The organism is Streptomyces bluensis (genome assembly GCF_014650715.1).
Lineage (GTDB): Bacteria > Actinomycetota > Actinomycetes > Streptomycetales > Streptomycetaceae > Streptomyces > Streptomyces bluensis.
Genome location: NZ_BMVM01000002.1, coordinates 671743 through 685560, shown reverse-complemented (window position 1 = coordinate 685560; position 13818 = coordinate 671743). Strand labels below are relative to the sequence as shown.

The window sequence follows — 13818 nt, the reverse complement described above, 5'->3', positions numbered from 1 at the left end:
CGAACGGCGATGTCAGTCGTCGGACGGTGAACACGACGGAGCGACCCACGCGACCCACGCAACCAGCGCGACCCACGCGATGGTGACGATCCCCCTCACACGCCCACCGCACCGCACGCACCCCGAAGGGACCCCATGCGTACCGCCCGCTTCACCCTCGACCCCGCCTTCACCATCGGCGAGGTCAACCCCCGCCTCTTCGGCTCGTTCGTCGAGCACCTCGGCCGCTGCGTCTACACCGGCGTCCACGAGCCGGGCCACCCGTCGGCCGACGAGGCGGGACTCCGCACCGACGTGCTGGACCTCGTCCGCGAACTCGGCGTCACCACGATCCGCTACCCCGGCGGCAACTTCGTCTCCGGCTACAAGTGGGAGGACTCGGTGGGCCCGGTGGAGGAGCGCCCGCGCCGCCTCGACCTCGCCTGGCGCTCCACGGAGAGCAACCACTTCGGGCTCTCCGAGTACATCGCCTTCCTCAGGAAGATCGGCCCCCAGGCCGAGCCCATGATGGCCCTCAACCTCGGCACCCGAGGCGTGGCCGAGGCCCTGGAGCTCCAGGAGTACGCCAACCATCCCTCGGGCACGGCTCTTTCGGACCTCCGCGTCTCCCACGGCGACAAGGACCCCTTCGGCATCAGGCTGTGGTGCCTCGGGAACGAGATGGACGGCCCGTGGCAGACCGGGCACAAGACCGCCCACGAGTACGGCCGCCTCGCCGCCGAGACGGCCCGCGCCATGCGCCAGATCGACCCCTCGGTCCAGCTGGTCGTCTGCGGCTCCTCCAGCCAGTCGATGCCCACCTTCGCCGAGTGGGAGGCGACGGTCCTGGCGGAGACCTACGACCTCGTCGACTACGTCTCGCTGCACGCCTACTACTGGCCGACCGACGGCGACTTCGACTCCTTCCTCGCCTCCGCCGTCGACATGGAGTCCTTCATCGACAACGTCGTCGCCACCTGCGACCACGTCGGCGCCAGGCTCAAGTCGAAGAAGAAGATCAACCTCTCCTTCGACGAGTGGAACGTCTGGTACCTCCCGGGCTGGGAGGAGCACTCCGCGACCGCCGACCCCCGCGACTGGCCCGAGGCCCCGCGTCTGCTGGAGGACAACTACAGCGTCATGGACGCGGTCGTCTTCGGCTCCCTGCTCATCGCGCTGCTCCGGCACGCGGACCGGGTCACCGTCGCCTGCCTCGCCCAGCTCGTCAACGTCATCGCACCGATCATGACCGAGCCGGGCGGCCCCGCCTGGCGGCAGACCACGTTCTTCCCGTTCGCGCAGGCCTCCCGGTACGGGCGCGGCCAGGTCCTCGACGTACGGGTCGACTCCCCGACGTACGAGACGGCCAAGTACGGCGAGACGGACCTGCTGCACGCCACGGCCGTGCGCGGGGAGGACGGCTCGGTCACCGTCTTCGCCGTCAACCGCAGCCGCACCGAGTCGCTCCCCCTCGAAGTCGCCCTGAACGGGCTGGAACTGACCTCGGTCGTCGAGCACAGCGCGCTCGCGGACGCCGACCCGGACGCCCGGAACACCCTCGACGAGCCCGAACGCGTCACACCGCACACCGTCGCGGGCACGACCCTCCGCGACGGCACGCTGCAGGCCGTCCTGGAGCCGCTGTCGTGGAACGTGATCCGACTGCGTTAGCCGCACCGTGGTGTGAGGGGAGTGCCCGTAGTTCGTAGCCCGTGGCCCGTCACGCGCGGGCGCTCCCCCACAGGATCGTCACATCGCCCTCATGCGTTCCTCAGTTTCCCCTCTTATCGTCGGCCCGGCCAATCAATCCCTACCTAACCGGTGGGAAAACCAGGGAAAAGGGGAGGCGGACGCACATGCGGACGCTGGTACTGCTCGCGCTCGCGGGCCTCGGTGCCCAACTCGTGGACGGCAGTCTGGGCATGGCCTACGGCGTGACCTCCACCACCCTGCTGCTCGCGATGGGCACCAACCCGGCGGCGGCCTCGGCCACGGTCCACCTGGCCGAGATCGGCACCACGCTGATGTCGGGCGCCGCGCACTGGCGGTTCGGCAACGTGGACTGGAAGGTCGTGACGAAGATCGGGGTGCCGGGCGCGGTCGGCGCGTTCCTCGGGGCCACCGTGCTGTCCACCCTGTCCACCGAGGTCGCCGAGCCGGTCATGTCACTGATCCTGCTGGGGCTCGGGCTGTACGTCATGACCCGCTTCACCTTCCGTGGCCTGCCCAAGGGTCGGCTGGGCAAGCCGCTGCGGAAACGGTTCCTTTCACCGCTCGGGCTGGTCGCCGGGTTCCTGGACGCGACGGGCGGGGGCGGCTGGGGTCCGGTCGGTACACCGGCGCTGCTCGCCAGCGGCCGGATGGAGCCGCGCAAGGTGATCGGTTCCATCGACACGAGTGAGTTCCTGGTCGCGATCGCGGCCAGCTTCGGATTCCTGTTCTCGCTCGGCTCCCAGGGCATCGACTTCGCGTGGGTCCTGGCGTTCCTGCTGGGCGGCCTGGTCGCCGCGCCGATCGCGGCGTGGCTCGTGCGGTTGGTGCCGCCGCGGGTACTCGGTTCCGCGGTCGGCGGGGTCATCATCGTCACCAACGTCCGTACGCTGCTGAGGAGCGACTGGGCCGGGGCGACGGGGGCCGTGAGCACGGCCGTGTACGTGCTGCTGTATGTGCTGTGGGCCGCGGGGCTGGCCTACTCGATCCGGGCGTATCGGAGGGAGAAGGCGGCGGCCGCGGAGTCGGCGGTCGAGGAGCCGCAGACGGTGGGGGCGTGAGCGGCCCCGCAGGACCTCGGACCACGGCATGCGCCCGTACGCCCGTACGCCCGTACGCCCGTACGCCCGTAGGTCCGTAGGTCCGTAGGTCCGTCAGCGCAGGCGCATCGCCAGTGTCACCGCGGCTCCCGTCGCGCCCGCAGCGATGGAGAGACGGTCGGTGACCAGGCGGGCGAGCCAGAGGCCGCGGCCGGAGCGGGTGTCGTCGAGGCCGGGGAGGAGCTCGGGGATGGCGGGCGTGAAGCCGGGGCCGTTGTCGGTGATCCGGCACTCCAGCTCGTCGGTCAGGCGGCGGAGTTCGAGACGGCCGCGCCCGCCCGCGTGCTCGACGGCGTTGTTGGCGATCTCGCTGACGGCGAGGGTGAACTCGCCCAGCCGCACGCCCGCAAGGCCCTCGGCGGCCGCCGTGTCCTCCACCAGGGCGCGCAGCACGGACAGGTTCGCTCCTGTGAAGTGCCGCTTCAACAGGACCGTCTCGGAGCCCTCAAGGCCACTCAGCCGCATAAATCCACGCTAGCCCGGCCACGGGGATCCATGCGCGAAGTACCGGCGGGCGGCAGAGACCGGCCGGAGTTGTGCGTTCGTGATCGCGGAGTGACCGCTTCCGGTCAATGGCCGTTGCTCCCCTTCCCGGTTTCGGATCCCCGCGCAGGCGTTGACGCGCAAGCGCTTCGACTCTACGGTTCCCGGGCGCACGACTGTCCGACTGAACGGCCGCTGTTCGTCATACCGGACGCTCGGTGCCGGACGCTCTGTGCCGGGCAGCGGAGTCAGGTCACCCCCACTCCCAGGAGGTTCCGAATGAGCCGCACCTCCCGCACCTCCAGCACCGCCCGCATCCCCCGAAGAACCGCTCTCCTCGCCGTCCCCGCGGCCATCCTGCTCGCCCTCGTCCCCGGTACGGCGAACGCGTACCCGAACCCCGGGCGCGTCACCGGCTCGACGGTCGTCCACGACCCGACGATGATCCGTACCTCGTCCGGCCAGTACCTGCTGTACGCCACCGGCGGCGGCCTCACCAGCAAGACGTCCACCGACCGCATCGCCTTCAGCGCCGGCGCCGACGCCTTCCGCACGAAGCCGGGCTGGTGGTCCACCTACTCCTCCGTGCCGGAGGCGTGGGCGCCGGACATCTCGTACCACGGCGGCAAGTACCTGATGTACTACTCGGTCTCGTCCTTCGGCTCGCAGAACTCGGCGATCGGGCTGGCCGGCTCGACCACCGGAGCGCCGGGCAGCTGGACCGACTACGGCATCGTCTACACGTCCAACGCGTCCACCGACTACAACGCCATCGACCCCAACCTCTTCGTCGACGACGACGGCACGTGGTGGCTGTCCTTCGGCAGCTGGTGGTCCGGGATCAAGATGATCCAGATCAACCCCTCGACCGGCAAACAGCTCTCGTCCAACACCACGCGCTACTCGCTCGCCTCCCGCCCGACCGGCACCAAGGCCGTCGAGGCCCCGTTCATCGTCAAACGGAACGGCTCCTACTACCTCTTCGCCTCGTACGACACCTGCTGCGCCGGCACCAGCTCCACCTACAAGGTCAAGGTCGGCCGCGCCGGCAGTGTCACCGGGCCCTACCGCGACAGGAACGGCGTCGCCATGACGAACAACGGTGGCACGCCCGTGCTGGAGTCGCACGGCAGCGTCATCGGCCCCGGCGGCCAGTCGATCCTGGGCGACGTCGACGGCGACCTGATCGTCTACCACTACTACGACGGCAACGACAACGGGACGCCGAAACTCGGCGTCAACCTCCTGGACTGGAGCAGCGGCTGGCCCGTCGCCTACTGACCCTTTGACGCCGCGCTCGCTCAGATCGCCCCCGCCGCCGGCCAGCCCAGCGGCTCGGGCTCGCCCTCCGGTGCCGTGCGGCCACGCACCTGGGCCGCCGTGAGGCCCTGGGCGGCGCCCATCGCGCGGCGGTTGGCGGCGGCGGCCATACCGGGCATGCCGGTCTGGGCGACCGGCTGGAGGCCGGCGGCCGGAGCGGGGGCCATGCCGGGCATGCCGGGCATGGCGGCCACGTTCGGCAGCGAGGGCATCTGGGGTACCTGGGGTACCTGGGGCATCTGGGGCACCTGGGGCATCGACGCGGCGGCCGGAACCGGAGCTGGGGTCGGTAGGGGCGCAGGGGCGGGTGCGGGCGGCGGAGCGGGCGCCGGTGTGGGTATCGGGGCCGGGGCGGGCGCCGGAGCGGGCATTTCCATCGCCTGGGCGGCCACGCCCTGCAGGCCCGCGCCGTTGGTCTCGCTCATCAGCCGGTCCACGGCCGCCGTACCCGAGCTGTAGCTGGTCCCGGTGCCCAGCTCAGGTACGGCGGCTCCCCTCCTGGACCCGTAGAGCACCGACTCCAGGCCGGCCACCAGGCGACGCACGTCCACCTCGGGCCGGACCACGAGCCGCAGGAAGCGACTGGATGAGCCGATCTTGTTGCCGCACTCACGGACCAGTATCCGGTGCTCGGTGAGCAGCCGGTCCCGGACCACGGTGCCCTCGGCACCCACGGGAAGGCGCACGAAGAGGAAGTTGCCCTGCGACGGGTAGACCGTCAGACCGGGCAGGTTGGAGAGCAGACGGGCCATCTCCAGGCGGTCCCTGCGCACCTGGTGGAGGCTCTCCATGTATTCGGCACCGTGGTCCTTGAGCATGAACACCACGGTCTCCGCGAAGGAGTTGAGGTTCCACTTGGGCAGCATCGAGCGGACCTTCCCGGCGAGTGCCGGGTTGGCGACCATGTAGCCGAAGCGGATGCCGTGCAGACCGAAGTTCTTGCCGAGGCTGCGCAGCACGACGACGTTGGGCCGCATCACCGCGTCCGCGACCGTGCTCGGTTCGGCCTCGGCGTCGGCGAACTCCAGGAACGACTCGTCGATGACGACCAGGTCCAGGTCCGCCATCGCGTCCATGAACTGCACCAGCGCGTGGCGGTGGAGGAAGCCGCCGTCCGGGTTGTTCGGGTTGCAGATGACGGCGACCTTCGTGCCGCGCTGGCGGATGAACTCGGCGTACTGCGCGAGGTCCAGGGCGAAGCCGCTCGACTCCTGGAGGGGGAACATGTCGACGCGCTTGCCGGTCTCCATCGGCTGGTCGGTCCAGCGGCCGAAGGTGGGGACGGGGACGGCGAGGGACTCGCGGACCAGCAGGTGGTCGATCCAGGTGATGAGCTCGGTCGAGCCGTTGCCCATCGCCACGCACTGCGGCGGCAGCTGGAGGAGGTTGCAGAGCTCGGAGGTGATGGTGTCGGCGCTGCTCGGGTAGTACGTGATGATCTCGCGCAGCCGGCCCGCCAGGTCGTCGAACATGGCGGGGGTGGGGAAGTACGGGTTGCACGGGATGCAGAAGTCGATCGGGCCGGCGCCTTCTCCGCCCTCGCGCGTCAGCGCAGCCATCGAGGGGCTGTGCGCTGCCGTGCTGCGGAACAGCGAGGTGACGTTCCCGGCCATGAAACCTCCGTGGGGGGCGGGCCCGTTGGGGACGACCGGGCCCGACAACTATGGGTGGCCCGTGCGGGGGAGCACGGGCCACCCATGAGTACGGTGGCTTGGACGGCACTGTTCAACCGCTGAGAAAATGGTAAGAACCTGTGCGTCACCTGTGACGGCGGGTCAGTTGAAGGAGTGGACCGTCGTCGAGCGGTACACCTGCCCCGGCCGGAGCACCGTCGACGGGAAGTCCGGCTGGTTCGGCGAGTCCGGGAAGTGCTGTGTCTCCAGGCACAGGGCGTCGCCCTGGCGGTAGATGCGGCCGCCGGTGCCGGCGAACGTGCCGTCGAGGAAGTTCCCGGAGTAGAACTGCAGGCCCGGCTCGGTGGTCGCGATCCGCAGAGTACGGCCGGAGAACGGGTCCTTCAGGGCCGCGATCTGCTCGGGTCGCGCCGTGATGCCCTTGTCGAGCACCCAGTTGTGGTCGAAGCCCTGGCCGTACAGCAGCTGCTGGTGCGCCTCGCGGATGTCCTCGCCGACCGTCTTGTGCCGGCGGAAGTCGAAGGGGGTGCCCGCGACCGCGGCCAGCTCACCGGTGGGGATCAGGCCCGAGTCCACGGGGGTGTACCGGGAGGCGGCGATCTTCAGCTCGTGGTCGTAGACCGAGCCGCTGCCCTCGCCCGCGAGGTTCCAGTAGACGTGGCTGGTGAGGTTGACGACCGTGGCCTTGTCGGTGGTGGCCTCGTAGTCGACGCGCCAGTCGCCGTGCGCGGTGAGGGTGTACGTGACCTTCGCCTTGAGCGTGCCGGGGTAGCCCATCTCGCCGTCGACGCTCGTGTAGTACAGGTACAGGCCGACGTCGGAGCCCTTGGTGAACGGCTCGACGTCCCACACGCGCTTGTCGAAGCCCTGGGCGCCGCCGTGCAGGCTGTTCGCGCCGTCGTTGACGGAGAGCTGGTGGCTCTTGCCGTCGAGGGTGAACCGGCCCTTGTCGATGCGGTTGCCGTACCGGCCGATCAGGGCGCCGAAGTACGGGCTCTTGGCGACGTAGTCCTCGATGGTGGCGAAGCCCAGGGAGACGTTCGCGTACCGGCCCTTGCGGTCCGGTATCTCCAGGGACTGCACGATTCCGCCGTACGACAGGACCTTCATACGCGTGCCGCCGTTCGCCAGCGACCAGCTGTGGACGCTGGTGCCGTCGGCGAGCTTGCCGAAGAGCTTCTTCACGGGCTTCTGACTGCCTCCTTCGGCCTGTGCGGCCTGGGCCGTGCCGCCCAGCGCGGTGGCGGCCACACCCGCCGCCGCGGCTCCTGCGATGACCGTGCGTCTGTTCATTTCCATATGCGGCTCCACTGCTGTGTTGATCAGTGCGGGAAACTGCTGGGAAAGGAACCGGGCCCCGCCTTCCGGCGGGGCCCGGGTTCGTTCACGAACCGGACTTGCGCTTGTTCCACACGTCGAACCCGACCGCCGCCAACAGGGCCAGGCCCTTGATGACCTGCTGCCAGTCACTGCCGACGCCGAGGAGGTTCATACCGTTGTTCAGCACGCCGAGGACGAGACCACCGATGATCGCGCCGAGGACGGTACCGACACCGCCGCTCATGGACGCGCCACCGATGAACGCCGAGGCGATGGCCTCCAGTTCGAAGTTCAGTCCCGCCTTCGGACCGGCCGCGTTCAGACGGGCGGCGACGACCAGACCCGCCAGGGCCGCGAGCACGCCCATGTTCAGGAAGACCAGGAAGGTGACCTTCTTGTCCTTCACGCCGGACAGCTTCGCCGCCGGCAGGTTGCCGCCGATCGCGTAGATGTGACGGCCGAACACCGCGTTGCGCATGAGGTAGCCGTAACCGACCACCAGCGCACCCAGGATCAGCAGGATGATCGGCGCGCCCTTGTAGCTGGCGAGCAGCATCGTGACGACGAGGGCCGCGGCGACGATGGAGACGATCTTGAGCAGGAAGAGGTTCAGCGGCACCACGTCCAGCGAGAACTCCTGCTGGCGCTTGCGGTCGCGGAACTCCTGGAGGACCACGAAGACGATCAGCACGAGGCCCAGGAGCAGCGTGATGTTGTGGTAGTTCGTCTCCGGGCCGGCCTCGGGCAGGAAGCCGTTGCCGATCTTCTGCAGACCGTCGGGGAGGGGGCCGAGGGTCTGGCCCTCCAGCAGGATCTCCGTCGCGCCGCGGAAGACCAGCATCCCGGCGAGGGTGACGATGAACGACGGTATGCCCAGATACGCGATGAAGAACCCTTGTGCCGCGCCCGCCGCCGCGCCCACCAGCAGGCACAGCACCACGGCGACCGGCCACGACACACCCTGCTGCACCGTCAGTACGGCCGCGAACGCGCCCACGAACGCCGTCACCGAGCCCACCGACAGGTCGATGTGGCCCGCGATGATCACCAGCATCATGCCGATCGCGAGGATCAGCACATAGCTGTTCTGCAGGACCAGGTTGGAGACGTTGCGCGGCAGCAGCAGGTCGCCGTCGGTCCAGACCGCGAAGAGGGCGACGATCAGGCCGAGGGCGAGCAGCATGCCGTACTGGCGCATGTTGCGCCGCAGACCGTCCAGTACCAGCTGCAGCAGGCCCCCGCCCGTCCCCTCTCCGGTCTTGCCCGGCGGCGCCGGGGCCGGGGTCTTGGCGGTCACATCCGTGCTCATCGGGTTACCTCTTTGTCCTTCGTCATCTGGCGCATCAGCGATTCCTGCGTGGCCTCGGCCCGCGAGAACTCACCGGTCAGCCGCCCGGCGGCCATGGTGTAGATGCGGTCGCACATGCCGAGCAGCTCGGGCAGTTCGGAGGAGATGAAGACGACCGCCTTGCCCTCGGCCGCCAGTTGGTCGATGACCGTGTAGATCTCGTACTTGGCACCGACGTCGATGCCGCGCGTCGGCTCGTCCAGGATCAGCACGTCGGGACCCGCGAAGATCCACTTGCTGAGGACGACCTTCTGCTGGTTGCCGCCGGACAGCTTGCCCACCGGCTCGAAGACGGTCGGGGCCTTGATGTTCATGGACTTGCGGAAGCGCTCGGCGACCTTGCGCTCCTCGTGCTCGTCGACGACACCGCGCTTCGCGACCTTGTCCAGGGCGGTCAGCGAGATGTTGCGGTTGATGGTGTCTATGAGGTTGAGGCCGTAGTGCTTGCGGTCCTCGGTGACGTAGGCGATGCCGTGCTCGACCGCCTCGGCCACGTGCCGCGTCCGGATCTCCGTGCCGTCCTTGAGGACGGTGCCGCCCGCGTACCGGCCGTACGTCCGCCCGAAGACGCTCATCGCGAGCTCGGTGCGGCCGGCGCCCATGAGGCCCGCGATGCCGACGATCTCCCCGCGCCGCACACTGATCGACACATCGTCGACGACCTTGCGCTGCTGGTCGATCGGGTGGTTCACGGTCCAGTTGCGGATCTCCAGGGCGGGGGCCGCGTCCGCCTCCGCCTCGTGGGGGGTGCGCTCGGGGAAGCGGTTGTCGAGGTCGCGGCCGACCATGCCGCTGATGATGCGGTCCTCGGTGGTCTCGGCCGCCTTCACATCGAGGGTCTCGATGGACTTCCCGTCGCGGATGATCGTCACCGAGTCGGCGACCTTGCGGATCTCGTTGAGCTTGTGGGAGATGATGATCGAGGTGATGCCCTGCTTCTTCAGCTCCAGGATGAGTTCCAGGAGCTTGCCGCTGTCCTCGTCGTTCAGCGCGGCGGTCGGCTCGTCCAGGATGAGCAGCTTCACCTTCTTCGACAGGGCCTTCGCGATCTCGACGAGTTGCTGCTTGCCCACGCCGATGTCGGCGACACGGGTCTCCGGGTGGTCGGACAGACCTACCCGGCGCAGCAGTTCGCTGGCGTGCTTGAGGGTCTCGCGCCAGTCGATGAGCCCGCCCTTGGCGTGCTCGTTGCCGAGGAAGATGTTCTCCGCGAGGGAGAGGTACGGCACCAGCGCCAGCTCCTGGTGGATGATCACGATGCCGCGCTGCTCGCTCGCCCGGATGTCCTTGAAGCCGCAGACCTCTCCCTCGAAGAGGATCTCCCCCTCGTAGGTGCCGTGCGGGTGGACGCCGGAGAGGACCTTCATGAGGGTCGACTTGCCGGCGCCGTTCTCCCCGCAGATGGCGTGGACCTCGCCCTGCTGGACGGTCAGCGTGACGTCCGACAGCGCCTTGACGCCGGGAAAGGTCTTGACGATCGAGCGCATTTCCAGGACGGGTCCCGCCATGGTCTTGCCTTCCAGTCAGTCGTTCAGTCAGTCGTGAATCGTCGGTCGGTGGCGGCGGCTACTTGAGGTCGCTCTCCTTGATGTAGCCGGAGTCGACGACGACCTTCTGGTAGTTCGTCTTGTCGACGGCGATCGGCGTGAGCAGGTAGGCCGGGACGACCTTCGCGCCGTTGTCGTAGGTCTTGGTGTCGTTGACCTCGGGCTTCTCGTCGTTGAGGGCGTCGTCGACCATCGTCGAGGCCACCTTGGCGAGTTCGCGGGTGTCCTTGTAGACGGTCATCGCCTGCTGGTCCGCGACGATCGACTTCACCGAGGCGACCTCGGCGTCCTGACCGGTGACGACCGGCAGCGGCTTGCTCCCCGAGCCGTAGCCGTCCGACTTCAGCGCCGAGATGATGCCGATGGAGATGCCGTCGTACGGCGAGAGCACGGCGTCGACCTTGCCGCTCTTGTACGACTTGGTGAGGATGTCGTCCATGCGGCGCTGCGCGGTGGCGCCGTCCCAGCGGAGCGTGGTGACCTGGGTCAGCTCCGTCTGGCCGGACTTGACGACGAGCTGCTTCTTGTCGATGTACGGCTGAAGGACCTTCATGGCGCCGCCGAAGAAGTAGCGCGTGTTGTTGTCGTCGTTGGAGCCGGCGAAGAGCTCGATGTTGAACGGGCCCTTCTCGGAACCGTCCTTGAGGCCGAGCTTCTCGACGATGTAGGTGCCCTGGAGCTCGCCGACCTTCTCGTTGTCGAACGACGCGTAGTAGTCGACGTCCTTGGTGCCGAGGATGAGGCGGTCGTAGGAGATGACCGGGATGTCGGCGTCCTTGGCCTGCTGGAGCACGTTGTTCATCGACTTGTTGTCGATGGCCGCGATGATCAGGGCCTTCACACCCTGCGTGATCATGTTCTCGATCTGCGAGACCTGCTGGTCCGGGTCGTCCTCGCCGTAGACCAGCTTGGTCTTGTAGCCCTTCGACTCCAGGTCCTTGACGACGTTGTTGCCGTCCGCGATCCAGCGCTCGGAGGACTTGGTCGGCATTGAGATACCGATGGTGGCGCCCTTGGTGCTGCCCGAGTTCTCCTCGCTGCCGCCCTCGCTGTTCTGGCCGCAGGCGGACAGGGTGAGGGCGAGCGAGGCTGCCGTGGCTATGGCGGCGAGAGGTGCTTTACGAGTGCGCATGGTCATCTTCCTTGATGTGTGGACCGGGCTCGGTCTGCGATGCGCAGGTGCTCCGTAGTGCTGTGCGGGGAAAGACCGAGAAGAGGTGTGTGGGATTGTGTGCGGCTGCGTCGTCTTTTGTGAAGGGGGCTCGTCTGGAACGTTATGAGGGTGTGTCAAATCGCCTGAGCGTGCCCGGCAGTCGCGATCCGAGCGGCGCCATGTCGCCGTCCGCGCCGTGCCGTGCGAGCAGGTCCAGGGCGAGCCGGCCGCGCCGCACGCGTTCCCTGGCCGTGGCCAGGGTCAGTTCGCGCATGTGGTGCCCGTACGGGTAGATCCCGGGGGCCTTGGACAGGCCGAACTTCAGGTAGAGCGGTGCGCCGCGCCGGATCAGCTCGGCGACCTCGTACATCCGCACATAGCCGCCGAGATCGTCGGGGGCCTCGATGTACATGTCCATGGGGGCGCCCGACACCCGGCGGATCTCGGTGAGGTGGTCGAGCGTCAGATCGCTGGGCACGTTGACCGAGTCGGCGCCGAGGTTCTCGTACACGGCGTACGCGGCCGGGTTGACCGGGCCGATCAGCGCGGACACCTTCAGGGTGGTGTCGGCGGGGAGGATTCCGGCCACGCGCGCCCGGTGCAGGGTCCACAGCACCCCCTCGTCGGCGACGAGCAGGCACTTGACGCCCAGCTCCGTCGCGCGGACCGCGTCCTCCACGCACCCGGCGACCGCGTCATGGCCCCGGGCGCGCAGACCCGCCCCGCGCGAGTCGGTACGGGTCGAGCCGCCGATGTCCCAGGTGCCGCGCGGGCCGGTGAACAGGCAGAGCTCGATGTCACGTTCACCGGTGGCCTCGACCATCTCGGTGATCTCGGCGTCGGTCAGCATCCACACGCCGGAGCCCTGGCTGATCCGGTGGATCGGCACATCGAGCCGCGAGGACTCCTTGAGGACCACGGCCAGCGCCTCGGGCCCCTCGCACGAGGGGATCTCGGTGCGCCAGCGACCACCTCCGGGAAAGGTGTGCGGTGAGGCGTCGGCGGGGGACAGGTCGGGCGCGCCCAGGCCGAGCGTGGCGAGCGCCTGCTCGCCGGGTCGACGGGCTGTCGTGCCGGAAGCGTCGGTCACAGACTGTCCTTCATGTTCGGTGGATCGGACGGGGTTCGCGGCTCAGGGTGCACAGGGCGTTGGATGTACGCCGGTACGGGGCGTCAGGGTCCCCGTACCGGCGTACGGCTCAGGGGAGGGACGGCCGCAGCAGGACCTTTCCGACCTTCGGGTCACCGGATCCCACCAGCTCGATGGCGTGCGGGAACCCGTCGAGCGGCAGCTCATGCGTCACCAGCGGCAGCGGATCGAGCAGACCCGCCCCGAAGACCCGCACCGTGTGCGCCCAGGCGTCCGGCGGTGCCCCGAAGACGGTGTGCACCTCCAGCTGCCGTACGACGAGGTCGGTCGGGTCGAGTCCCTCGGCGCCCGGCGCCGGGATCCCGGTGAGGACCAGACGCCCGCCGCGCCGCAGCAGGGACGCGGCGGTACGCGCCGCGTCCGCGGACCCGGCCGTCTCGATCACGACATCGAAGCCGTCCGGGAGTTCCTGGTTCTTGGTACGGAAGTCCGTGGCACCGAAGTCCCGCGACATGCCCGCACGGTCCGGACGCGTACCGACGACCAGCAGTTCGGCCGGGGACGCCGCCTTCAGGAACTGAACGGCGAACATCCCGAGCGTTCCGGTGCCCACGACGGCCACCCGCTCGCCGGGCCGGGCGTTCGCCTTGAGCGCCGCGGCCGCGATGCAGGCGGCCGGCTCCAGCAGGGCGGCGGCCGTCAGATCGCAGTCGTCCGGCAGGACGTGCAGCAGACGGGCCGGAAGCGTCAGCGTGGTGGCCATCGCCCCGGGCTGGGTGAACCCGGTCTCCTCGTACCCGGCCGCGCACAGCGTGGTCTCGCCCGCATGACACCGGTCGCAGACCTGGCAGTTCCGGAAGCCCTCACCGACGACCTTGCGCCCTGCAAGAGCCGAAGGCACACCCGCCCCGACCGCCTCGACCGTCCCGGACCACTCATGGCCCGGAGTGAGCGGATACCGGACATAACCCTCCGGCCGGTTGCCCTGGTAGACCTCGCGGTCACTGCCGCAGATCCCCGCGGCGTGCACACGGACCAGCGCCTCACCGGCCTCCGGCTGCCGCGGCTCGTGAGGAACGAGCCGGTGCTCGCCCGGCGCTTCGATGACGACGGCTGTACTCACTGCGCCACCTC

The 13818-nt window shown here is 68.9% G+C and carries 11 protein-coding genes; 3 read left to right on the top strand and 8 right to left on the bottom strand.

Annotation, left to right across the window (positions count from 1 at the left end):
* Positions 1 to 135 precede the first annotated feature (135 nt).
* Positions 136 to 1650, top strand: coding sequence for an arabinosylfuranosidase ArfA (gene arfA, locus IE262_RS08235; protein ID WP_134039920.1), 1515 nt, complete (start codon positions 136 to 138; stop codon positions 1648 to 1650).
* 185 nt (positions 1651 to 1835) lie between these two features.
* Complete coding sequence (locus IE262_RS08230; protein WP_189872401.1) at positions 1836 to 2750, top strand: sulfite exporter TauE/SafE family protein; 915 nt, start codon at positions 1836 to 1838, stop codon at positions 2748 to 2750.
* Between the two features lie 93 nt (positions 2751 to 2843).
* Here the strand turns inward: IE262_RS08230 and IE262_RS08225 are convergent, their stop codons facing one another.
* Positions 2844 to 3254 carry an ATP-binding protein gene (locus IE262_RS08225; RefSeq protein WP_134039922.1) on the bottom strand — a complete coding sequence of 137 codons (411 nt, stop codon included), beginning with the start codon at positions 3252 to 3254 and terminating at the stop codon, positions 2844 to 2846.
* A gap of 297 nt (positions 3255 to 3551) precedes the next feature.
* Between IE262_RS08225 and IE262_RS08220 the strand changes: the two genes are divergently transcribed.
* Entirely contained in the window at positions 3552 to 4553 is a 1002-nt protein-coding gene (locus IE262_RS08220) for an arabinan endo-1,5-alpha-L-arabinosidase (RefSeq protein WP_189872399.1), read from the top strand.
* Positions 4554 to 4573: 20 nt separating this feature from the next.
* On the opposite strand, the gene IE262_RS08215 is transcribed toward IE262_RS08220, so the two are convergent.
* The 7 genes from IE262_RS08215 to IE262_RS08185 form a co-directional block, all read right to left on the bottom strand.
* Positions 4574 to 6205: a pyridoxal phosphate-dependent aminotransferase gene (locus IE262_RS08215; protein ID WP_189872396.1), complete on the bottom strand. Its 1632-nt coding sequence runs from the start codon at positions 6203 to 6205 to the stop codon at positions 4574 to 4576.
* A gap of 162 nt (positions 6206 to 6367) precedes the next feature.
* Positions 6368 to 7525 carry an aldose epimerase family protein gene (locus IE262_RS08210; RefSeq protein ID WP_189872394.1) on the bottom strand — a complete coding sequence of 386 codons (1158 nt, stop codon included), beginning with the start codon at positions 7523 to 7525 and terminating at the stop codon, positions 6368 to 6370.
* Positions 7526 to 7610: 85 nt separating this feature from the next.
* Complete coding sequence (gene mmsB / locus IE262_RS08205) at positions 7611 to 8855, bottom strand: multiple monosaccharide ABC transporter permease (RefSeq protein WP_134039926.1); 1245 nt, start codon at positions 8853 to 8855, stop codon at positions 7611 to 7613.
* Complete coding sequence (gene mmsA, locus IE262_RS08200) at positions 8852 to 10402, bottom strand: multiple monosaccharide ABC transporter ATP-binding protein (RefSeq protein WP_134039927.1); 1551 nt, start codon at positions 10400 to 10402, stop codon at positions 8852 to 8854. Before mmsA ends, mmsB begins: the two co-directional genes overlap by 4 nt.
* Positions 10403 to 10460: 58 nt before the next feature.
* Positions 10461 to 11573: a multiple monosaccharide ABC transporter substrate-binding protein gene (chvE, locus tag IE262_RS08195; protein ID WP_189872392.1), complete on the bottom strand. Its 1113-nt coding sequence runs from the start codon at positions 11571 to 11573 to the stop codon at positions 10461 to 10463.
* A 142-nt stretch (positions 11574 to 11715) separates the two neighbouring features.
* Positions 11716 to 12684 (bottom strand): glycosyltransferase family protein, encoded by a 969-nt coding sequence (locus tag IE262_RS08190; RefSeq protein ID WP_134039929.1) that lies wholly within the window; start codon positions 12682 to 12684, stop codon positions 11716 to 11718.
* A 109-nt stretch (positions 12685 to 12793) separates the two neighbouring features.
* Complete coding sequence (locus IE262_RS08185; RefSeq protein WP_189872390.1) at positions 12794 to 13807, bottom strand: zinc-dependent alcohol dehydrogenase; 1014 nt, start codon at positions 13805 to 13807, stop codon at positions 12794 to 12796.
* Between the last annotated feature and the right edge of the window lie 11 nt (positions 13808 to 13818).